This is a genomic window from Paenibacillus sedimenti, from assembly GCF_014534655.1.
Classification (GTDB): Bacteria; Bacillota; Bacilli; order Paenibacillales; family NBRC-103111; genus Paenibacillus_E; species Paenibacillus_E sedimenti.
In genome coordinates this window covers 107450-130474 of record NZ_JACVVD010000008.1, presented here as the reverse complement: position 1 = coordinate 130474, position 23025 = coordinate 107450, and the positions used below count along the sequence as shown (strand labels likewise).

Genomic DNA, 23025 nt, shown 5'->3' with positions numbered 1-23025 from the left:
TCAATCCTCCCCTAGCTTGACCGCTTGATGAATGTTGATTCGAGATAGCATCGTGCCAAGCAATATAAGACCGATTCCAATCATCAAAGCTACAATCATGTACAAATTCAACTGATCTTGAGGATTGAAGCTGACTTGAAAAGGCGGCACTTGACTCGACGGGTCGAAGGAGAGCTGAAATAAAGGGACGAACAGCTTGCTGGCTGTGTTACCGGTAACGATTCCGATAAGGACAGCCGCTCCCGAGGTTAGAAGCTGCTCTGCGGTAAGCATGCCTACAATTTGTGCAAACGAAACGCCCATTGCCCGAAGAACCCCGAATTGCAAAATACGTCCGGAAAGCGAAAGGACCCAGTACAAAATAAAACCAATGAAGCTGATACCTATTGCGATTAGAAATCCTAACGTCATGACGCCATTAATAGCCAATTGAAAAGGATCGTTCTTGGAACGAACCAGCAATTGCCTCGTGTCGGTCAAGCTTACGATGGACAACCGTTTTTGATCCATGGCCTCATACAAGGCTTGACTAGTAGTATCTGGCGTTAATTTCAACCACACATCGTAAGGCTCTACAGCCATGTTATTTTGCATGTAAGACAAATGTCCGACTATTAACTTCGGCAAATCTACCTTACTTTGCTTCGTTGAACTCGTACTTGTGCTTGTGCTTGGCGTTAACACGGGATTCGGATTCCAGCTCGGCCAATAATCAATAATCCCGTATACGATACAGGTTGCTCCTTCCACCTCGTTCCACCCTATGCGAACCACATCGCCTACCATTGCTCCTGTTTCCTCGGCAATCGAACTGGAGATGAGGACTGCTCTGGCATCCGTGCTCAGCAAGTTTAAATACTCATTTATATGGTGATCCAGCAGCAGATCGCGCATCCAAGCCGTGCGGCCGAACTCATCGGTATCGATCCCCATTAGTTCTGCTTTTTTCGTTTCTTTGCCGATCGTCACATAGGCATCTTTTTTGTGAAAAACACGGGCAGCTGATTCAACACCCGGCAGCTGTGCAAAAGGAAGAAACGGCGGCTCCGTATACTGGATGCGCTTGGGGATAACGACTTGACTATCCCCCGGCGCTGCCGAAGGCGGTCCCGATCCCATGGAAGGAGGTGGCGCATCGTTTTCCCATTGCGTTTGGAGCACGATATCCGCTCCGTTTTTGTAACGAATTTTGTCTTCAATGTTCTTGTTCAACGTCCGAGCTGCACTCGCACTAAATAATCCAGTTGCAATTGTCATGATAAGAAACAACATAATAAACTGATACTGAGTAGTTGATCGCCCGACCTGAAGCAGCGTCGAATACAAATAAGGCGGCCACCATTTCCGGCCTAATTCATAAATCAATCGAATCACCCAAGGGTAAACCCGAAGCAGCAGCAGTCCCATCGACAGCACGAACAAAGCCGGCACGAGAAACAGCAGCGGATCTACTTTCATATCCATCGAATCTAAACCAAGAGCTACGAGATCTTTCATGCGCCGGTGGAAGGTCTGAAGCAGATAGATGGAAACCGCCAATAAGATAACATCGAGAAATATTTGATGGGCAAAAGAAAGCTTGTGCTGCCTTGCCATGGTTTGTTTATGTCCTACGATAGAAACACGCGTTGCCAAAACGACAGGCAAAAGGGTCATACATACAGAAGCTGCCACTGCGGCCAATGCGTACTGATAAGCCTCTTGATTCAATTTCACTTCCATCGCTGACCGCTGTACAAACTCCAGAAAACCGTTCGACGCACCTAGTATTTGCGTCAATTGAAGTCCAAGGAAAGGTCCGATCAGGAACGCTATGAAGCCTAATAAAATACCTTCCAGCACATAGCCGGTTATAATCTGCAGACGGCTGGCTCCACGGCTGCGCAGGACGGCAATCTCCGTTTTCTGACGCTCCGTAATCAGGTTTGCAACCATGAACAAGTAGAAGGCTAATAAAAGGACGATCGGAACATTGAGGGACCACAGCATGATCCTCAGTTTTTTCTCTTTGTCATAATAAGTCTTAAATACGGAAACCGCTGTATTCTTAACCGCAGAATTCATAAAGTGGTTGGATAAATAACTTTCCATCCGATCGTACGCATCCGTATAATCTTGCAAACCTTCAAGCTTCAACTGATGGTAATCCATTGCGTAATTCCAAAAAGAGAACATGACTTCGACCTTGTTACCCTTTGTAAAATCCTTCTCGAAAAGAGAGAACGGAATCAAGAACTTCGAACGTGAATCGTTCGTGCCGTCGCCCCAATACAGATCGTTATAATCTTTAAGATCGATCACACCAACCGGCTTGATCCGGATAGGCTCGCTCACGTTCTTATCTATGATCGTTAACTCGTTCCCGAGCACCAGTTTTAAATGGGTTAACAACTCTGGAAATACCAGCGCTTCATAGATGCCGTTCATGGGTTCTGTTGCCGGCAGCTTTCCATCGACAAGACGAATATGCTGCTCCAAGTCCGACATGGCAGTCAATTCTGCCGATCGCTTTTCTTTGGGATCTACTTTACTTGGATCGCTGGGGGTCATTTCGAAATTCATCGTGCTTCGAGTGATTTTCGCAAGGAGTATGGGCAGGCCAAACCGCTTGCTTTGCTCATCTAAGAAGGCATCCGCCTCCGCTAACCGTTGTTCCACGCCTTGCTTAGTCTCCACTCCGCCCAGATAGGCATTTGCAAAGTATTGTCCGGGGTACTGCTGTTTATCGATTTGCTGGACTTCCAAATCTTTGATCAGCATTCGCTGTAAAATGGCATGCGTATAGATCGGCATTGAGCTCGCCAGTGCAACGGAAACAATAAGACCGAGCAATAGGCTTAGCTCCAGCCAGCGGTTTTTGACCATTTTACGGAGAATCATCAGGAATAAGGCCATTGGAATCCTCCTCGTAAGCCTACCGTTAATTGTTTAATATGACTTTCTGCCCTTCTTGAAGTCCGGTCCGGATTTCCACCTCCGTAGCTGTTACCAGACCTTTTTCCACATCGATTTCTTTGCGGCTTTCGCCGTTCAGCACCTGAACATAATCTCTGCCCATATAGGAGCGAAGTCCTGTGCGGGGAATAACGATAACATTGTCGCGTTTTTCCAGAATAATGGTCATATCCGCGTAATTGCCGATTTGTGCGCCTTCAGTCCCGTTCTCAACTCCGACAATAATGGTTTTGGCATTTCTTTCTGCTTGCGCTTTGTTTGTCGTCGCAGGGCTGCTTGAAGGCGTTTGCAAAACTTTGCCTTGTATCGTCTTACCTGAAGCCGTCAGCTTCACTTCAACATCCATGCCCACTTGAATACCCGCGATGCTTGCAGAGTCTGAGGTTTCATACACAAGCTGTACCTGTGTTGGATCGGACAGGGTCACAACCGAAGTGAAAGCCTCCACCACACTCCCCTGCTGGACATCGGTCAAGTACGTCACAATTCCTTCCGTACCGGCTATGAGCCTGGTTTTGTCCAATTGGGACTGAAGTAAGGATAATTGAATCTTGGCGGCTTCGATATCAATTTTCTTCAGACGTATGTTGGTGGCATTGTTCGGATCGTCATGCTGAGTCTGTACGCTGGCAAGCTGTGCTTTTTCCAGATTGAGCTTCTGAAGGGCTACGCGGGTTTCCAGGTCACCCTTTTCCAAATCTGCCAACACATCGCCTGGCTTAACCGTGTCGCCTAATTTGACATTCAGCGATGCCAGACGTTGACCGGACTCTTTAAAAAAATACTGGGTTGTTCGACTGGATTTGAATGTTCCCGACATATTTACCTTCTTCGTTATGTTTCCTTTTTTCACTTCATAGAGCTCAAAGTTTTCCTTCACCGGCTTGATTAAAGGCGGCTTCAGCGCTTCCTCTTCCTTAGGCAGCAAAGAACAGCCTGATAAGATAAGCAAAGCACCTGATATCGCTGCAGCCTTATACATAATCGAACTAACCTTCATCAACAATGGTACCATCCTCCAATGAATAGACTTCATCTACGATTTCCATGATGGCAGGATCGTGCGTTGTCAGGATGATGGTCATACCTTCTTGTACCAGATCCTTGAACAACTTGAGCACCTGCAAGCCCATCCGGCTGTCAAGCTCAGCAGTTGGCTCATCAGCCAAAATCAGCTTAGGCCTATGCGCAATCGCCCTGGCAATCGCAACCCGCTGCTGCTCCCCGCCGGACAGCTCATAAGGACGATGCTTCATTCTTGGCTTCAAGCCGACAAATTCAAGCGCCTCCTCCGCTAATTTCCGATATTGATTCGGATGGACGCCGGAAATTCGCAAGCCAAACTCCACATTCTCGTAAGCAGACATATAGGGAACCAGCGCAAAGGATTGAAAAATAAGTCCAATATGCTTGCGCCTGATTTCATCACGCCTTCTCTCCGTCAGACTGCTAATTTCAAGTCCTTCCAAATACACCGCGCCTTCAGTTGGGCGATCTAGTGCACCTAACAGGTTAAGGAGCGTTGTTTTGCCGGATCCTGACCTTCCCCTCAGGGCAACAAGCCGTCCTCTTGGTATCGATAAATTAGCTCCCCGCAGCGCATGAACGGCACCTGTACCTTTCCCGAATGTCCGCATGACTCCGATCGCCTGCAGTATGGGCATTTGTGTTTCCTGCACGTTCATTGTCCCCCTCTCCTTCATTGCCAAAAAACTGAGCAGGCCTCATTCTAAATGTAAGGCTTTCCCCCAAAAAAATATAGACATCCTTTGTTCGAAAAGGTGTCTATTTGTTCGGTCAATTATTGCGGCTTCTCAAACGCCTTGGGCGAGCAGCCGACTACCCGTTTGAATGTTTTCGCAAATGTTTTGGCATCAGGGAATCCGACCGCCTCTGCGACTTCGTATACTTTCATTTCACCGGTACGCAGTCTTCGCTTGGCTTCTTCGAGCCGGATACGGGTCAGTGTCTCACTAAGCGGCTCACCCATTTCTTTGCTGTATAAATCACTCAAGTAACTTCGGCTCAATTTTACGTGATCGGCAATATCCAGTGTACTGAGCGGAGAAGCGTAGTTTTCCTGCATGAACTTCAATGCTTTGCGGATAAAAGCATTCTGCGAGCGCAGCGCCTTCTCTGTGCCGGAGGAAGCATTGTTCTTGGCAAGTAGGTTCAGCGCTTCAATTAACAGCTCCAGCACCTGCTCCATGTTGCAGCAAGCGTAAGCTCTCCTGCTATTGACGAAAGCGTCCTCATAGCTGTCGACATTGACATATCCGCGTTCACGAGCATAGCCTGCCGCCAGCCCAAGGAGCTCCTGGATAAACGGCGGCACCTTCGCAGCATTTGGGCGCTGCTCCTTCATGATGCGGCACAGTTCCTCCGCATGGTGAAGAGCTCCCTCGGCGTTATCGTGCGAGATACAGCGCAATAAGTCGCTGCGGCTGTCGTACGCTAACGCCGAAAGCGATCCCTGTATGCCGGGCTGCGCCGCTTGCGGGCATACGGGCGGAACCAAGCGATTCCGGCTCCCGCTATAGAATCGATCGTGCAGCTGCCGCTCATGAAGTGCCGCGGCAGCAAGCACATCCGCAAGCCGGCATACGACCATGCCGGCTCCAACGAACCAGTCCGGCGCCTGCGGCAGCCGGGCGAAGTAACGCTCCGCGGCGCTCGCCAGCGCCGCGGCCGCGTTATGCACGCCGCCATCGTCTATGGCGGCGTTAGTCCCTGCTGCTGCTGCAGGCACGAGCAGCAGCACGCTGTCGCCGGCGAGCGGCAGCGCCGCCAGGCAGCCGGTCCAGTGCCAGCCCGCAGCGCCTGCGCTAGCGGCCGGACCCGTATACAGAAGCAGGCTGATCAGACTGCCTGTTGACCCCGTTTCAGCTTCAGCTCCGAACAGCTCTGCATGGATCGTCTCACCGCCCAGTCCAGTCTGCAAATAAGCTTGCAACTTGTTAGAAAGCTGAGTCTGCTTCGTTGACTCCAGCTCGCGGTGCCATCTCTGCAGCTGCACTTGTTCATGCCTCCGCTGCTCAAGTTCGCGTTTAACGCCCTGCAGGGTATCCAACAAAGATTCAGGCTCCATCGTAGGCTTATGGATGTAATCTTTGGCACCGAGCTTCATCGCTTCTTTTACATATCTGAAGTCATCCATGCAGCTTAGCACGATGATACTGATCGGCTTGACGCTTTCCTTTAGCTTATGAATAAGCGCCAACCCGTCCATTCGCGGCATGAGGAGATCTGTAATAACGATATCTACGTCCAGCGATTCAAGGACCTGCAAAGCTTCAAAACCATCTTCTGCATCGCCAGCGTACCGAAAACCATGTTGTTCCCACTCTACCAGCGTCCGTAAACCTAGACGAATAATAGGTTCATCGTCTACGACAAGCACGTTCATCCCAGATTCACTCCTCGCTTTGATGAATGGGGAGAGAAATCCGAATGCTCGTTCCTTCTCCCGGTTTGCTTCCAATATGCATTTTGTACCCGTTTCCATAGTACAGCTTTATTTTTTCACGAATATGGGCTAGTCCGATACCGCTCATTCTCTCCCGAATCATTCGAGAGGCTTGACCTCCTGCTACTACACCCGGCCAGACAGAGCCTCCATCTTCGACCGGCATGCCAACGCCATTATCCTCAACCTGGCAAAATAGCAGATCTCTGTCCAACCATGAACGAATCGTAATGCTGCCTTCTCGCTTAGCAGGTTCGATGCCATGAATAATGGCATTCTCCACAAGCGGCTGCAATAGCATCCGGGGCACTAAACATCCAAGTGTCGTCTCATCCATTTTCATAATCACCTGAACACGATCGCCATACCGAAATTTTTGGATTTCCATGTAATCGAGAATGAGCCCGCTTTCCTCTCGGAGCGTGATAAATTCGCCCTTTTTACCAAGACTAGCTTGCAGCAGTCGGACCAACGCGCTGACTACTTCCGAAATCTGTGGTGTTTTATGTATTTTGGCTACCCATTTGATTGTATTCAGAGTGTTGTAAAGGAAGTGCGGATTCAACTGATAATGGAGCGCTTCCATTTCTGCTTCTTTTTTCAGCGATTCTTCCAGCTTCACTTGTTTAATGAGGTCTTCTAAGCGATTAAGCATCTGATTGTAGCTCTGACCCAGCTCATTCCAATCATCTGGACTCTTCGATGTCCAATAGGCTCTCAGGTCGCCTCGTTCGGCACGATTCATCAGCGCTTTTAGAAGATGCAAGGGCCTTCTTACATATCTGGTAAAAAGGAGGGAAGCGCCAACGGAAAGAACTGCAACTAAGCCGAATAGCAAAATTAGCCAGGAACGCAAATGAGGATTTGATGAGAGCGAATTCGGGACTTCGTAATAGGAAGCCCATTGTCCGCCGGGCACTTCAAAATGCTTTACAGAGAATATCGTTTCACCAACGGTATGCATATAGTCTGATAGATGATTGCTAAGATTTTGGATCGTTTCATCGTCATTAGCTCCAAACCGATAAAGAATTCGATTCTGCTGATCGACCAACATAAAGGCTGTTATGCGTTTATTCGATGTTGCATGTTTCCATAGCTTGCTCATGTTCACCCAAACCGTTACAGTTCCGAGCTCTTGACTGGTTTGGATATCGGCAATTGGCGCCGTATAAGCAAGCACGTATCCGCTTAAATTACCTTTATCAACAAATACAGGCTCGAAACTTTTAAAAGCACCTTGCACACGGGTATCCATGGCTTCAGGCCTGTCTCCGTTTTGCGAACATAACGTCCGGCTCGTTATTTTCATACTGAAGCATATCTGTTCCACATAGGGATTCCGTATGGTTTGCTCGCTCAGCAGGTTGTTGATATAGTTTCTCAAATCTTGAACTTCTTTTGAAACCGAAGGAAGATCCGGCATTTTCGAATAATGCTGCACAGCATAATCTGCTGCGGAACGGTGCGCAATTTCCGATACAAATTGAAGCTCCTGATTCACCCGCGCATTCGCCTGTTCATGGGCTTGCTCCACATAGTATGTTAACTCTTTATTGCCATAAGCCGACAACTGCTCGTAAAAAATATAAATGGATGCAAGAAGGGGGAGAGAACCAATAATGAGCAAATACAACAGCAACCTGATTTGGAATCGATTAAAAAACAATGAAAATATCGGAGGCATAGATCACCTTTTGAATGAAGTTGAAATCAGTTAATGAGTAGCTTCATTATAAGCGATCGAAGAGTGATTGGGGAGTGATTGTAAGGATTATGTTTTCGCAAAAAAAGAGGAAGATCAGCTTTCGATCTTCCCCTTCCTCCTGCATTAAAGCACTTTGGACAAGAATGCCCTTGTCCGTTCCTGCTTTGCCTGTTCAAAGATTTGCTCAGGCGTTCCTTCCTCAACAATTACACCTTGCTCCATGAACATCACGCGGTCGCCCACCTCACGGGCAAAGCCCATCTCATGCGTAACGACGACCATCGTCATGCCTTCTTTGGCCAGCTGCTTCATAACCGCCAATACTTCGCCGACCATCTCCGGATCAAGCGCCGAGGTCGGCTCATCGAACAGCATGATTTTGGGCTCCATCGCAAGTGCTCTTGCGATCGCAACGCGCTGCGCTTGCCCGCCCGACAGGGAATCCGGCAGAGCGTTCGCTTTATCGGCAAGGCCAACTTTTTCGAGAAGCTCTAGCGCTTTCTTGCGTGCTTTCTCCACAGGCCATTTTCTCACTTGAATCGGTGCGTGTGTAATATTATCAATGACCTTCATATGCGGGAACAAATGAAAGCGTTGGAACACCATGCCCAGCTCCATACGGATTTCGTGAATCTTGTTGGCCGGATCCATTAGCGATTTGCCTTCAACGAGTATGGTTCCGCCATCCGGCTGCTCGAGCAGGTTCAAACAACGGAGAAAGGTGGATTTTCCCGAACCGGAAGGTCCGATGACGACGAGAACCTCTTTGCTTTGGATTTCTGCGTTAATATCACGAAGCACGACATTGTCGCCGTACGCTTTTTTCAAATTCTTAACTTCGATCATGGCACTCATCTTCGCTACACTTTCCTTTCCAGATAACCAAGCAGCTTGCTAAGGGAGTAAGTGAGAATGAAATAAATCAAGGCTGCCGTCAAATAAGGCTCCCATACTTTAAAGTACTGGCTTCTCATCGCATTGGACCAATACATCAGCTCTGGCGCAGCAATAATCGCGAACAGCGAGGAGTCCTTGATGAGCACGATGAACTCATTGCCGAACGGCGGAATCATACGCTTGATCGCTTGCGGCAAAATAATGGATTTCATTGTTTGGAAATGCGTCATCCCCAGCGAGTAAGCGGCCTCCGTTTGTCCCTTATCAATGGATTGAATCCCGGCTCTATAGATCTCAGCCATATATCCCGCTGAATTCAATGAAAGGGCTACAATGGATGCTACGATCGCATTCGTTGTACCAAGAAATAAAGGAACAACCCCGAAATGTACGAGCAGAATTTGTACAAGCAGCGGCGTACCGCGGAAGAAGTTCACATACATGCTCGTCGGCCAGCGAAGATACCAGCGAGATGACATTTTCCCCAGTCCGACGCCAAGACCCAGAACTGAGCCAAAAAGGATAGATAGAATTGATATGCCTATGGTCCAAAGAGTCCCCTTCACCAGTAAAGGAAGATACTCCGCAATGATGTCAAAACGAAAATCCATACACACTTCCCTTTCGCAACCTATTTTGCTGTTTACAGAACAAAAGCATGCGCAATGTTGAACTTACGCATGCCCCGAGAATCTATTATTTTTGTTCGAGCAGCTTCTTCGTGTCCGGTTCTTGGCCAAACCATTTTTGGTAAACTTTCGCATAAGTTCCGTTCTCGATCACTTTTTTGATCGCAGGATCAAGCTTAGCTTTCAGCTCGCTGCCTTTCGGAAGCAAGATGCCATAATATTCGGACTCGAAGTTCTTAGGATCGGCAATCGTAACGAACTTCTTGTTCGGATTGTTTTTCACGTATTCGCGAACAATTGCGATATCGGCTACTACCGCGTCAACGCCGTTATTTTCAAGCTCCATCAATGCAAGCGTGTTATTGTCCAGACGTTTCAGGGATTTATTGTCTTCACCGATAATTTTGGTCATAAGCGTATCGGCTGTAGTGGAAATTTGAACCGCTACTTTTTTGTCTTTCAGGTCAGTTGCGCTCTTGATCGGGCTTCCTTCCTTGACCAGAATCATGTTCGTGGATTCGAAGTAAGGAATGGAGTAGTCATAGGTTTGTTTACGCTCATCTGTAATCGAAACGCTTGAGATACCTGCGTGAAATTCTTTACCTTGTTGAACGCTGGTTAACATGGTATCCCAACCTGTATTCGTTACTTCATACTGAAGTCCGGCTTCTTTCATGACCTCAGCAAGAAAATCGATATCAAAGCCAGCTATTTTGTCTTTATCCATGAATTCCATTGGAGCATAAGCCGCATCTGTCGCAAATTTGTACTTCGTTCCCCCAGCTTGTTTCGCTCCGCAAGCGGTAATTGCCAAGATAAATATCAATGCCAAAATCGTTACACTTAGTTTTTTCAACGTTATTCCTCCACCATTATGTAAAATGTATGTTTTATATTTTAACATCTGGTTAATAAAATAACAACGTATGAAGAAAGCAAAAAAGGGAGGAAAATACAGGAATCCATCTACATTTGCTAAATTTATGATTCTGCACAATAAGCAAAAGGAAGATTGTTGCTCATGCTTAAAATAAACCATCGTTTAGCCAACTGCTTTTGATCCATTAAGCTCTGCGAGATCTCACAGCGGCCATACTTTCGTATCAAACGAGAAATCAAGAACATTCCCAAAGGTTTGCTTTCATACAAAAAAACGCTGGGATCCAAGACCCCAACGTCTTTATTAAGCTATGATTCAGCTATCCGTCACATCATTTTTAGAATCGCTTCACGACCTGTCATTCCAGCTACAATTCCCATATCTTCTGCCGTATAAGTCACAGATTCAAGTGGAGCATCCAAAAGTTCCTGGATCGTACGTACACCCGTTGCCCGAGCAGCAATAATGTTCCGTTCCCTCAACCGTTCGTTCAGCAGCGCGACGTCCAACGCCCCGCACATGATGTATCCTTTATCCGTCGTGACGACAAGCAGCGTTGTCTTGGGCAGCTTCACTTCAATGGCTATAGCTGTATGTCCTTCAAGGAGAATGGGTTCTACGCGCATCATGCTCTGCACAGCTCCTCTTTGCAGTCTTACGGTAGTATATGCGCGCAGTGCTAGTACGGTGTGAGTAGTTGCAGTTTTATTTCCATCTTTTACTATCCAGGTACTCGTCTGGAATAACTACTTTTATCATGATATAGTTACATAATCAGAACTATATTTGGAGCAAGGAGGCCGTATGAGTCAAGGGAAAGCAAATACGAATCAGACCGGACATTTATTCACTGTAGAAATCTTAATCGAAGATGCCACAAATGGCCTTGCTTTGGAAAAACTCCTTCATTTATTAAATACAACCACCATTAAAGACTATCAAATAATAAAAGGCATCGAGCTTGGCAAATTAATTGAGCTCAACACGAATAAGGGGAACACAGCCCCTGCGCCCAATAGAATCATTGAACAATTGGAAGTCTTTATAGCCAATAATACACTGATCCGGTTAACGGTTATTAAACCCAAAGGCATTAAACTTAACCTCCCATGCCGTATCTTGAATTATGACAGCAGCAGCCAAAACGTAACGGTTTATCATGTGGATGAGAAAAAAGTGTATTTATTCAAACTGAATGAAATCGACGATTACGTTGCTTTCTAAACTGAATAAGGGTATCCCTTTACAAAGGGATACCCTTATTCGTTATGTTGGCTCATTAGCCGCCGCTACATGAGCGTTGCCGTTCAGCATGCTTTCGATTTTCTCGGCGCTAACCGGAGGACTGAACCAGTAGCCCTGTACTTCGTTGCAGCGGTTTTGATGAAGGAAGCGCAGCTGATCTTCAGTCTCTACCCCTTCGGCGATCACTTTCAAGTTCAGGTGGTGGGTCATTGCAATGATCGTGGCGACGATCGCCGCGTCGTTCGGATCCACCATAATATCGCGGACAAACGATCGATCAATCTTCAGCTTGTCGATCGGGAATTTTTTTAGATAATAGAGCGAACTGTATCCGGTTCCAAAGTCATCGATGCTAACGTTAACGCCTAGCTCCTTGAGTTCAAGCAGCGACTGAATGGCATGATCCACATCCATCGTCATGCTCTCGGTAATTTCCAGCTCCAGGTATTGCGGGTCCAGGCCGGTCTGCTCCAGCACGTAACTGATCTTGCCCTTGAGGTTATGCTGGAAAAACTGACGCATCGAGAGGTTAACCGAGATCGGCACCGGGGGAAAACCTTGAATCTGCCAAGCTTTGTTTTGTTTGCACGCGGCGCGCAGTACCCATTCACCAATCGGCACAATGAGCCCCGATTCTTCAGCGAACGGAATAAAATGATTCGGCGATATGATGCCCCGCTCCGGATGATCCCAACGAATCAACGCTTCGATACCGACGATGCGGCCCGATTCGATATCCACCTGCGGTTGGTAGTAGAGAATGAACTCATCCCCGGCGATCGCCTTCCGAAGCTCATTTTCAAGCTTTAACCGGTTAATGGATACCGACTTCATGTCGCTGTTGAAGATTTGGAAGTCGTTGCGGCCTTTCTCTTTAGCTCTGGCTAGCGCGATGTCGGCATATTTCATTAACGTTTCAGCATCCTCAGCATCTTCAGAGGAAATTGCAATCCCGATGCTCGCCGTAACATGAAGCTCATATTGTTCCAATAGGAATGGCTGCTCCAGCACACGATTGATGCCGGCGACCAGTGCAATCGCGTCGTTATGATCCGCAACATTGGTGAAGAAGAACGCAAACTCGTCGCCTTCCGTGCGCGCAAGGAAATCATTTTCGGTCACGCACCTCGTGAATCGTTCGGCCAGTTGAAGCAGCAGCATATTGCCGTAATCATGCCCAAAGCTGTCGTTTACTAATTTAAACCGATCAATGTCCAAGTAGAAAACAGCGAGCTTCTGCCCCGTTGTTTTGGAGAAACATATCGTTTCGTTCAAATGATCCTTAAACTTCCTCCGGTTCGGCAGTCCGGTCATGTCGTCATAATAGGCCATATACCGAATTTGTTCGTCTCCGCGCTTACGCTCTGTAATATCTTGACAAATTAAGATACTGCCGTTTGTTTCCGGCTGTATGAGAACAGGAACTGCTGTCACATGCAGATCGACTCTATAGCCGCTCTTATGCAGTATAGCGGTTTCAAAGGTAGTTGGAGTACCCTCGTGGACCTGGTCTAAGCAGCCTTTAGTCGTCTCCTTGCATTCTCCGGTCACATAGGCTGCAAAAGGCTGATGCATGAGTTCGCTTACAGAGTAACCCATAATCGTCTCGGCCGCTTGGTTGATTCGAATGAACTGTCCGCGCCCGTCAAAAATTCCAATGGCATTAGGGTTATGCTCAAACAAGGAATCGAGCACACTTTGATGATCATGGCTCCGGGCTGTTTGATACTTCGAAGCTTGGGTGCTTGTATCGCTCCGGCGCAAGATCATGAGCAGCATCAGAGAGGCAAATATACAAATCCACGCGGCATACGGCTTTATGTATAGGCTTCCGAATACGACGAGAATAAGATACCCGCCTACGTATACCCGTTTTATCACAGGTTGTTCTCCTCCTACTGCTCCGTCATAGGTGAATGGGTAGTGTCACAGTAACGAACGTTCCTTCACCCACTTTACTTTCAATTAATAAATGTCCATTATGATCTTCAACAATTTTATACGTTATCATGATGCCCAGCCCAGTGCCTTTTTCCTTTGTCGTATAGAAAGGCTCGCCTAATCGCGCGAGCACATCCTCAGGAATCCCGTTTCCTCTGTCCTGGAGTACAACACGAACGTGCTTAGCTCCCTCGGCCCGTAAAAGTATATCGATTTGACCGCCATCCGGCATCGCTTCCATTGCATTTTTGATGAGGTTAATGAATGCCTGTTTCAGTTGATTTTCTTCACAAAGGACAAGCGGCAAATTGCTTTCTGCAACTAAATTGATCTGAACATTGCTTAAATGGGCCTGCGTCTCCAGTAGGGTGACTACGCTTTTCACTATCATCTCAATGCTCTTGGACTGATAGCGTACCATCTGCGGCTTAGCCAGCATCAACATCTCTGTAATAATGAGCTCGATTCGGCTTAACTCGGACATCATGATTCCGTAATATTCTTGCTTATTCACCGCAGCAGATTGCATGAATTGAATAAATCCCTTCAACGATGTGAGCGGATTGCGAATTTCGTGCGCGACCCCAGCCGCGATCTGTCCGACAACGGACAGTTTCTCTGATTTGCGCAGCATCTCTTCGGTCTTCCGACGTTCCGTTATATCTTTGAACGTAATGACGACTCCGATTATTCGCCCATTATCATATATCGGTGAGGTCATGTACTCAACAGGAAAGGATTCACCATTCTTTTTGTAAAAAACTTCGTTTGAATTGCAATCGTAGACCCCTTCCATCATACTTCTATACAAAGGGGAACTGTTCGTCAAGCTCATCGATGCGTCCGCTCCGCAGGCCCCAGTTAAGATGAAATAAGGATTCTTACCGAGCATTTCCTCGTAAGTGTAACCCGTTAACCGTCCGGCGGCTTCATTCCAGAAAATCGTTCCCAAGTGCTCATCGATGCCGAAAATACCTTCCGAAACCGCATTAAGAATAAGCTGGTTTTTGTTATGTAATTCATCGATTATCGCTTCGTTAAGCTTCCGTTCTGTAATATCTTGAACTTGAGTGACATAATATAACGGCTTGCCTTCTTCATTTCTGACCAGCGATCCACCGAGAATTACCCAGATCAAGGTACCATTCCGGTGTACATAACGTTTTTCCACTCGAAATGATCGCTGATGTCCTTGAATCGCCTGCTTCTGCAGCTGCAATCCGATCTCCCGATCATCGGGATACGAAAAATCGTTGTAATGTCGTCCTACCAATTCTTCTTCCGTGAAGCCGTACAGGTTGCATAACATAGGATTCACCATGAGAAATCTGCCGTCCAAACTTACGAGCGCCATACCGATTGCTGCGCAGCCAAAAGAGTGATAAAACAGATCTTCGCTTGTGAGAAGTCCAAGCTCCTCTGGAATAAGTCTCCTTCTATGGGGTGGATTCCCTGTGAATTCAGCCATGCCTCCCATCCTTTCGAGTGAGAAAGAATGATCCTTTCATTTAAGCATATTCTTTCTACATAAACTGCGCTTTTTCCTGCCAAAGACATTAAGAAAAGAAAAAAGAGTCGGATCATCCCGACTCTTATCTTATTTCCTGCTCTCATTTCCAAGCTGCAATCGCCAAGAGAATCCAACCTGTCAAAAAGCTGACTCCGCCAAGCGGGGTAACAGGCCCAAAAAATTTCAGCCCTGTCAAGCTGAGTGCATACAAACTTCCCGAGAAAAGGACAATGCCAATAAAAATCGCCCAACCTGACGCATGGACCATGGAACTATGGCTAAGCTTGTCCGACAAGACCGCGATCAGAATAAGTGCAAGCGCATGGATCATGTGGTACTGAACTCCCGTTTGGAAAACATCCAATTTATCCGGAGTCAGCTTTTGTTTCAAATAATGCGCACCGAAAGCTCCTAAAGCAACGGACAGGAACGCGTTGACGCTGCCCAGAAACATAAAGATTTTCAACATGCTCGTCTTCTCCTTCATCCAAGTAGATATTCCTTATTATCATCATAGCTGATTTACAGTCTGGAATCCACTTGGTTGAATAGGGAGCGTATGAAGACTGCCGATGGCGATTTTAGCTAAACTCACCGATATCATGCTGACCGACGATCAGCCTAACCGGTTCCAGGAACACACGCGTTTCGGTCGGTTTTTTGATCAAGTCAATTTCGATGTCTTCGACTTTATAACGGTTGGTTTTGCCCTCTCTCTTGTCATAAACCACATCGAATTGTTTCAATCCCAGTTGATAAATCAGAACGGATGAACCGATGGATAACGCGGTCGATTCAAACTCTCCGTGTTCGAATACAACTTCCGACAAAATTTCTTCATTCATGTCTATAATCGTAACTTTTTGACAAAATTGGTATCGCATTACGTATAGCCCCCTTTAATTGTTGTTGTATGTCTACATTTCTCTTCAAAATGTCGAAATTCCTGCAAGAGAGATGCTTTTCGCTGATAATCACATAAAATCCAATAAATAGATCACGACAGGAATTGTAAACATACTGAATAACGTGGAGGAGAAAACAGCTTGAGATGAAAATTCCGGTTCGTTGTCGTACTCAATGGCAAGAAGCACACTGCTTAACGAAGTCGGTACGGCGCAAGAAAGGACCAGCGCTTTGGCAGTCAGCCCTTCAATACCTAGCAGCCAAACGATAAGAAACCCTAACGCAGGACCGGCTGCAAGCCTCAACATATTGGATACAAGCACATTGGAAAAATGAAACTCCCATTTCATTCCGCCAAGCTGCACGCCCAGTGTGAGCAAAGCTGTAGCCATGAATGCGCCAGAAATATATTCCAAGGGCAAGTAGATGGAATGCGGTACCGGCACGTGAAAATAGCGCAGCAATATTGCAACAGGTATAGCGTAAATGACCGGTAACGACAAAATCGTCTTCATAGTTGCTTTCAAAGTGGACTTATGTGCATTCACCGTATAAATGCCATATGTATTCGGGATGAGCGTCTGCATGATCATAATTACGATTTGAATCGAGAGCGTGTACGTATTACCGGCGAATACCGTTTGGTTCAGCGGAATCGCATAGTTCGCACTGTTGTAGAAAATGACGCTGTTGCGCATCGCGCTGCGCATGCCGCCTTGCATTTTTTTCACTCGAATCACGACTTCAATCAAAGCAAAAAGCAGGCTAAAAAACAAGACAAAAAATAAGAGAACCTGCATCAGGACGTGCAAATTCATCTCGGATTCATAGAGCTTGACGAAAACGAGGGCAGGCGAAAATACGTAGAAATTCAGTTTGGACAATGTTCGAATATCCACTTTAAACGCGCGGTACATCACCGAGCCAATGGCAATCATAATGCTGATCGGGACGATGTTGTTAATGAGGATATAAACAAAATAGGTCATCTCTTATTCTCTCTTCTCTAGTTGATAGGCTGGCTTCTATTGTATCACAACCTCCGATAGATGCCTTATCAACATAAAAAAAGAGAAACCGCAGCCGTCATCCGTAAATGACACCGCGGTATCCCTATTCAAACTTCCATTATCTCAGGTCATTCAAGCGAATTAGCAATGTGCTGCAAGATCTCTTTTGCCGCGTCTTCGTCTATGCTGCCCTTCGATGCTTCTTTACTGATAACTTTCTCCAGATCCCTCAGATGTTTAATCGCCTGATCGATATGGCCTTTCTTAAACTGATCTTCAGCTTGTGACAACTTCGCTTCTAGGGAAGTATAAACTCCTTTATTTTTCAACTGTCCACTATCCAATAGCTGCTTCAAGATTATACGAATTATATCGAATATGGTTCTAACTTTGAATGTTGATTTTTGCTCTACTTTGTTTCCTGCCGCATCCACCACAGCGTATTGGATCATATGTTCTCCAAGACCTAACTCTCTCGCTTTCAAGGTTTGGCCGCTGATGATCTCTTTGCTGTCTATAAACAGTTTTTGCGCCGAAATTCCTGACAAAGTATCTGAGGCTGTCAGCGTAAATGTTACATCGTCGAAGTAAGATACTTCGTGAATCGGTTTCCCTGATTGAGTCAATGTTGCAGAAGGCGCTGTTTTGTCCAGGTTAATCTGCAGCGTTTGCGCAGACTCTCTATTCCCCGTTGCATCGATTGAATAGTATTGAACCTTGTTCATTCCTTCTGACTGGATGGCAACAGGTGCTCGGTATGCGATCCAATCGTTGCCGTCTAATTTATAGAAGGTTGAAATTGTATCCGGCTTATCATCCGCCGCAGTAAGCGTTAATACGACATCCTGATTGAACCAGTCCTGTTCATTCGAGGAAGCAGATAATTCAGCCTTAGTCACCGGTGGTTTACCTGGGTCTGAATCTCCGCCGATACGAGTTACGCGAACCGTCATCGTTTTCGTCGCTTGACCCGCACGTCCCTTGTCCGTATACCAAGGCAGGGCTAACGTTTCCGGCGTCGGTTCGATATGAAGTACGAATGTATTCACTCCAGGCGCCAGTGGAACGTCATTCAACTGAACATTCCCTTTCGCGTCCATGGCTCCCTGCGGTAACGGCTGCCCATTCATGGTAAAAGCTACGCCATACGGAACGACTGCTTTGAGAGTCATCTTGCTTTCTTCAGTCGTATACTCGATGTCGGCGCCATAAGAGGTTCTAGGTAACGAAACCATCATCGGCATATCAACCCAACGAAGTACATAATCATCCACGACCATTTGATTCCCGCCCTGATTCGCAATGGTCAGATACATGTTCGTATCTGTCGAACTATATGCCCAGTTCCCAGGGTCGGTCTCATCGCCCGCTTTGCGTTCATGACTCGTGAAGGCCTCTGTACTCCAGCTTCCCCGCGTGTATTTATACTGGATTGATTTGCCTGCCATCATTTTGAATGTATACTCGACAATATTTCGGTCTGTTGCCCCACTTGGGACATGAAGAGTTGTAGAGCTCGCGTTCCAGCCGTTAAAATCGCCCGCGATATGAATGCTATCTGTTGTTGGCGTATAGCTGGGCAAATGCAGCCTTAGCTTCACATCCACCATAACGAGCTTAGGTGTTACTTGTTTTTCCAAAGAATCAGCACGATTATAAGCTGCATCAAACGAGGATACTTTGTACGTATATGTTGTATCATTGCTAACTGTGTAGTCTACAAATTCTCTCGCGTCCCTAGAAAGCGTTGCTACTAGTTTGTAAGTTCCGCCCACTTCTTTACGGTATATTTCAAACCCTGCAGCGTCAGTCCCATCCGCTGTCCATTTCAGATTTGCCAAGTTGGACTCAACCTGAATATCCGAAAGTACAGGGGTTGCAGGAGGGGTCGTATCATCTGGATCGGCGTAAACAACAAGTGCAACCGCCTGCGATGATACGAACGTCTCCCCGTTATCGGTTGAAGCTTGGGCCAGATACAGATAGGTGCCTGCTAGCGTAGGTTCAAACTGAGCCCAATAAATTTTCGAAGTCGCATCATCGCTATCCTTTTTATAACGCATCTTCGTTTCGGAAGCTTGGTCCTGTGAACTTGTGCTTGGGTAATAAAGCAACTTCGTGATAAGTCCCGGTGCTTCCTTGTAGACATTTTCAGTAACGTCGGTTAGACCAGGAACCGTGATTTGCACTTGAATTTCGGATGTCAGCTTGCCTACCCCTACATTCATATACGTAGCTTCTTGGACGATTTGCGCAGAAGTAATCGGGAAGGCCGGCGTTGCCGCTGTCATATCGCAAGGGTTGCTCTCGCTTGCTCCTTTTCTGGCCGTTACGGTGTAATAATATTTGGTTCCGTTGATTACGTTAACATCAGTCATCGTTGTAGCAGTCACATCGCCTACTAATTGTAATGCGCCGCCTTCGATCGGTGCCCGATATACGAAGTACCCTTCCGCTCCGGATACAGCATCCCAAATCAGGGACACATTTCCGTTATTTCCGGTTGCACGGAGATTTGTCACTTGCGGAACGCTTGAAATCGAAGAGGTCGAAAGCATCATGAATCCCGAGAGCGCTGGAACTTGCAGTGTAATTTTGCCGCCGCTTACTGCTCCCTGCACATTGCTGCCTAATTGATCTGCAAGCATTAGACCGTTAGGCAAAAATCCGGTTACATCGGCTTCAACGGTTTGGTTTATCGTGCCGCGGTTAATGGCGACAAGCGCGCCATGCTTATCATTTTTACGAGCGTAGACAATAATATCGCCGTTCGCATACGCTACCTTTAAGTCGCCTGTACGGAAAACTTCGTTCTTATTGCGAATGTCTGCTGCTTTTTGATAAATGTTGAACAGCCCTTGATATCGGTCAACACTACTGAAAGTGCCATTTCCGTTGTCTTTCACCCGTTCCCAAGGGAAGGTGCGGCGGGAGTCCGGATCTTTGGTTCCGGTAACGCCTACTTCATCACCGTAATAAATAGTAGGAGCACCGGCATACCCCATTTGCATGATCGCGGTTAATGCTTGCAGCTTTATGGCTGTATCGGAAGCCTCAGGAGCCAGTTTCAGATGCTCTTCTTCCCATTCCGGATGATCATATTTGGTAATCGAGCGAATCGTATCATGTGAATCTACCAGATTCAGCATCACCTGCCATGCTTCTTTCGGATAATCTTCTCGAATCGATTCTAATGCTTGATTGAAATTACTTGCATCCCCGGAAATCATAAAGCTTTGCACGGCATTGCGAAAACGGTAGTTCATAACGGAGTCAAATTGATCGCCGAGCAAATATTTTGTTGCAACTCCCCACTCTTCGCCCAAAATAAAGGGCTCTTCGATCGTATTATTATTTCCGTCTTTTTTAGCTTCGACGGATTTAACCGCCTTACGGAATTTCTGCCATGTGCCGCCCGACACGTCCGGAGCTACATCCAGACGCCATCCGCTGGAGCCCATCCATAACCATCGCTGCGAGTTGGTTTGCTGCATCGCTTTCTGCGCATCCGTGTCAGACAACTGGCTGATATCGCGTCCAAAAGCCAATTCTCTTAGGCCGATATTGTTCCATTCATGCGCGCCGGACAGCGATTCCTGATCGACTGGGAAGAAGTCCGTAGCTGTGGTTTGCGGTTCTTTTGCATCCATTACAGGAAGTGAATCGTATCCCCACCATGCATCATATTTATAATGAGTGCCGTCATCATCACGATTTTTCACTTTATCACGGCCAATCGTAAACCAAGTGGTATATGAAAAATCATCAGGATATTTATAGTTCATACCAGTCAGCGGATTGATTGTGCTTGTGAATTCCGCTTTAACCGCTGCTTCTGCCGCTGGTTGTTCTAGCTTATCTGCATCCATTTTGTCATACACTTTAGCCCAGTACTCATAAGCGCCGATCTCCGGAAACTTGCTGTAACGGTCAAAATAAATCGAGTCATCCCCAACGTGGTTGAATACCCCGTCATTTATGATATGCATGCCTTGTTCGCGGGCAGCTTTGGTGAATGCCTGATAGACACGATCGGATGCTGCACGAGTTTCGGTATAGTTAAGTCCTGAAGCCGGATCCCCGGGTATATTGTATACCGGAGCTCCGAACATTGGATCCAGATGCTTGTAATCCGTGGCATCGTACTTATGATTGGATGCCGCCCAGGCTACAGGGTTGAGATACAGCGTAGTGACACCTATGGATTTTAAATATCCCAGCTTCTGGTGGATACCTTGAATATCGCCGCCGTAAAACTCATTGGTCCAAACGCCGTCAGACTTCTCATTCGGATAATACGGTTTATTTTCCGGTTTCAAACGATCCGGATTTTCCGGCGTATCCGCCCAACTGCCCCATACTTGATCAGGAGTCGGATCATTTACCACTCCCCCGTCAAAGTACTGGATCTTTTGTCCATTTTTGCTGGTTGCCGTAGAAGGCGAGCTAGCCCCGCGAACACCATCCGCGGTCTTGGCACGATTATTGCTCTTATCCCCGTCAAAGAATCGGTCAGGGAAAATCTGGTATACGACGGCATTCTTCATCCAATCCGGCGTTTTAAAGTTCGGATCATATACCGTTAGATCAAAAGGAACCGCTCCAGCGCTGCTAACACTTCCGGCACCTCCCCTCGAACTGTCATCTCCGTATTCCACCTTTGTGGATCCATCGATCAAAATCAACTTGTAGCCCCATATACCGATCTTCGAAAATGTGCTTTTCGGAACCGTCACTTCAAAGTAATCACGGTTATTAATCGATGTGATCCGATGCATCGTGAAATTGGTCGAAATACCTTCGGGATTCGCAATCTCCACCTTCGCCAGTTGCACATCGCCTTGCAGTGCCGAAATGCGGAGTGTCAAGTCTTCTTGACCGGCCTTGATGGCGCCAAAAGGTTTTTTATACGTGATGGAACGACTGTCGAAAGCAATCGCATTATTATCGATGAGTCCATCGAAGGCGGAGTTCTTTGGCACATAATCGTGTGAAAGTGCTCTAGCAGAAGCGCTGTAATCAATAGTAAAAGTAATATCAGATGAGTCCAGCACGTTGACAACGAGATTGGATCCGTTTGATCCGTCGGAGCCATAGTTCTCATCCCAGTTAGGACCGAACGTTACTTTTGCTTCATATTTACCCGCCGGTATCGTCCGCTGAAGTTTGTATACGGTATTGTCGAAGTTGTAATCGACGAATAATTGACCCGCTTTTTCTGGCGCCCATTCATTTTCATTGAAAACTTTTTGGATGCTGCCCACGAGTCTCGGCCATTTGTCTGGAGACAAAGTTGGGACATATTGTGCCAGACCCTGAATATTCGGCAAACTGATTCTGGCTTGCTTGAGATCATCGTTCACATAAAAGTTGACCTTGGTTTCTTGGTCTAAATTGAAAGAAAAATTGTTTCCGCCATCATCGTAGCCATTCCATGTTCCTGATTTAACAATTTTGAATTCATGATGACCCGATGCAAGAACAGTTGAATATGCATAGTAATTTCCGACTAGGTGTTTCATTTGCGTAGCTGTCGAGCTATTATTCCAATCTTGAAAACTGCCTACGATAACCCATTTCGACTGCCCGCCAGGCTGTTCAGTAAATACATCAGCTTGAAGATCGCTACTAGCAGCATGAGCTGAGTTTGGCAGCATCATGCTTGTAAGCAATTGCAATAAAAGAATGATAGCGGTTACAAGAGAAATCTGTTTTTGGACCTGCTTGCGCCTAATTGTGAACATAAATATACCTCCTTATGGTTCTTATTCATGCTTATGCCAATCGTTTGCACAAATTGTCGGAAAACATCGTTAAGAAATTATAATTTACTCCTTTTAGAATCCTTATTGTTCCAAACAAGATCTCCTTTCTGTGC

The 23025-nt window shown here is 46.6% G+C and carries 16 protein-coding genes; 1 reads left to right on the top strand and 15 read right to left on the bottom strand.

All coding sequences use genetic code 11. The features are described from left to right. The 9 genes from ICC18_RS21420 to ICC18_RS21380 form a co-directional block, all read right to left on the bottom strand. Positions 1-2895 carry an ABC transporter permease gene (locus tag ICC18_RS21420; protein WP_188176493.1) on the bottom strand — a complete coding sequence of 965 codons (2895 nt, stop codon included), beginning with the start codon at positions 2893-2895 and terminating at the stop codon, positions 1-3. A gap of 25 nt (positions 2896-2920) precedes the next feature. Further along, the gene (locus ICC18_RS21415) at positions 2921-3955 is read right to left on the bottom strand and encodes an efflux RND transporter periplasmic adaptor subunit (protein ID WP_188176648.1); all 1035 of its coding nucleotides are present in this window, start codon (positions 3953-3955) and stop codon (positions 2921-2923) included. Next, complete coding sequence (locus ICC18_RS21410) at positions 3945-4640, bottom strand: ABC transporter ATP-binding protein (RefSeq protein ID WP_188176492.1); 696 nt, start codon at positions 4638-4640, stop codon at positions 3945-3947. Before ICC18_RS21410 ends, ICC18_RS21415 begins: the two co-directional genes overlap by 11 nt. A gap of 116 nt (positions 4641-4756) precedes the next feature. Further along, the gene (locus ICC18_RS21405) at positions 4757-6361 is read right to left on the bottom strand and encodes a response regulator (protein ID WP_188176491.1); all 1605 of its coding nucleotides are present in this window, start codon (positions 6359-6361) and stop codon (positions 4757-4759) included. Positions 6362-6368: 7 nt separating this feature from the next. After that, positions 6369-8108: a sensor histidine kinase gene (locus ICC18_RS21400; RefSeq protein WP_188176490.1), complete on the bottom strand. Its 1740-nt coding sequence runs from the start codon at positions 8106-8108 to the stop codon at positions 6369-6371. Between the two features lie 144 nt (positions 8109-8252). After that, complete coding sequence (locus ICC18_RS21395; protein ID WP_188176647.1) at positions 8253-8975, bottom strand: amino acid ABC transporter ATP-binding protein; 723 nt, start codon at positions 8973-8975, stop codon at positions 8253-8255. 14 nt (positions 8976-8989) lie between these two features. Then, entirely contained in the window at positions 8990-9637 is a 648-nt protein-coding gene (locus tag ICC18_RS21390) for an amino acid ABC transporter permease (protein ID WP_188176489.1), read from the bottom strand. Positions 9638-9722: 85 nt separating this feature from the next. Continuing rightward, entirely contained in the window at positions 9723-10517 is a 795-nt protein-coding gene (locus ICC18_RS21385; protein WP_376745658.1) for a basic amino acid ABC transporter substrate-binding protein, read from the bottom strand. Positions 10518-10861: 344 nt separating this feature from the next. After that, positions 10862-11164: a YunC family protein gene (locus ICC18_RS21380; RefSeq protein ID WP_188176487.1), complete on the bottom strand. Its 303-nt coding sequence runs from the start codon at positions 11162-11164 to the stop codon at positions 10862-10864. 175 nt (positions 11165-11339) lie between these two features. Here ICC18_RS21380 and ICC18_RS21375 point away from each other — a divergent pair, with 175 nt between their 5' ends. Further along, entirely contained in the window at positions 11340-11759 is a 420-nt protein-coding gene (locus tag ICC18_RS21375) for a hypothetical protein (protein WP_188176486.1), read from the top strand. Positions 11760-11801: 42 nt separating this feature from the next. Here ICC18_RS21375 and ICC18_RS21370 read toward each other — a convergent pair whose 3' ends face one another. From ICC18_RS21370 to ICC18_RS21345, 6 genes are all read right to left on the bottom strand, one after another. After that, a complete protein-coding gene (locus tag ICC18_RS21370; RefSeq protein WP_312029575.1) occupies positions 11802-13661 on the bottom strand; it encodes a putative bifunctional diguanylate cyclase/phosphodiesterase in 1860 nt (619 codons plus the stop codon). A gap of 25 nt (positions 13662-13686) precedes the next feature. Beyond that, positions 13687-15189 carry a PAS domain-containing sensor histidine kinase gene (locus ICC18_RS21365; protein ID WP_188176485.1) on the bottom strand — a complete coding sequence of 501 codons (1503 nt, stop codon included), beginning with the start codon at positions 15187-15189 and terminating at the stop codon, positions 13687-13689. A gap of 142 nt (positions 15190-15331) precedes the next feature. Then, complete coding sequence (locus tag ICC18_RS21360; protein ID WP_223192764.1) at positions 15332-15697, bottom strand: DUF423 domain-containing protein; 366 nt, start codon at positions 15695-15697, stop codon at positions 15332-15334. 115 nt (positions 15698-15812) lie between these two features. Then, positions 15813-16115: a hypothetical protein gene (locus ICC18_RS21355; protein ID WP_188176483.1), complete on the bottom strand. Its 303-nt coding sequence runs from the start codon at positions 16113-16115 to the stop codon at positions 15813-15815. Between the two features lie 90 nt (positions 16116-16205). Beyond that, positions 16206-17126 (bottom strand): AEC family transporter, encoded by a 921-nt coding sequence (locus ICC18_RS21350; protein WP_188176482.1) that lies wholly within the window; start codon positions 17124-17126, stop codon positions 16206-16208. A gap of 149 nt (positions 17127-17275) precedes the next feature. Continuing rightward, positions 17276-22891, bottom strand: coding sequence for an alpha-amylase family glycosyl hydrolase (locus tag ICC18_RS21345; protein WP_188176481.1), 5616 nt, complete (start codon positions 22889-22891; stop codon positions 17276-17278). Positions 22892-23025: the final 134 nt, after the last annotated feature.

Excerpts from the sequence above, each read along its gene's own strand:
- ICC18_RS21355 (WP_188176483.1), bottom strand. The coding sequence starts at position 16,115 with ATGCGATACCAATTTTGTCAAAAAGTTACGATTATAGACATGAATGAA.
- ICC18_RS21375 (WP_188176486.1), top strand. The coding sequence starts at position 11,340 with ATGAGTCAAGGGAAAGCAAATACGAATCAGACCGGACATTTATTCACT.
- ICC18_RS21410 (WP_188176492.1), bottom strand. The coding sequence starts at position 4,640 with ATGAACGTGCAGGAAACACAAATGCCCATACTGCAGGCGATCGGAGTC.
- ICC18_RS21395 (WP_188176647.1), bottom strand. The coding sequence starts at position 8,975 with ATGATCGAAGTTAAGAATTTGAAAAAAGCGTACGGCGACAATGTCGTG.
- ICC18_RS21365 (WP_188176485.1), bottom strand. The coding sequence starts at position 15,189 with ATGGCTGAATTCACAGGGAATCCACCCCATAGAAGGAGACTTATTCCA.
- ICC18_RS21420 (WP_188176493.1), bottom strand. The coding sequence starts at position 2,895 with ATGGCCTTATTCCTGATGATTCTCCGTAAAATGGTCAAAAACCGCTGG.
- ICC18_RS21400 (WP_188176490.1), bottom strand. The coding sequence starts at position 8,108 with ATGCCTCCGATATTTTCATTGTTTTTTAATCGATTCCAAATCAGGTTG.
- ICC18_RS21350 (WP_188176482.1), bottom strand. The coding sequence starts at position 17,126 with ATGACCTATTTTGTTTATATCCTCATTAACAACATCGTCCCGATCAGC.
- ICC18_RS21415 (WP_188176648.1), bottom strand. The coding sequence starts at position 3,955 with ATGAAGGTTAGTTCGATTATGTATAAGGCTGCAGCGATATCAGGTGCT.
- ICC18_RS21390 (WP_188176489.1), bottom strand. The coding sequence starts at position 9,637 with ATGGATTTTCGTTTTGACATCATTGCGGAGTATCTTCCTTTACTGGTG.
- ICC18_RS21405 (WP_188176491.1), bottom strand. The coding sequence starts at position 6,361 with ATGAACGTGCTTGTCGTAGACGATGAACCTATTATTCGTCTAGGTTTA.
- ICC18_RS21345 (WP_188176481.1), bottom strand. The coding sequence starts at position 22,891 with ATGTTCACAATTAGGCGCAAGCAGGTCCAAAAACAGATTTCTCTTGTA.
- ICC18_RS21380 (WP_188176487.1), bottom strand. The coding sequence starts at position 11,164 with ATGATGCGCGTAGAACCCATTCTCCTTGAAGGACATACAGCTATAGCC.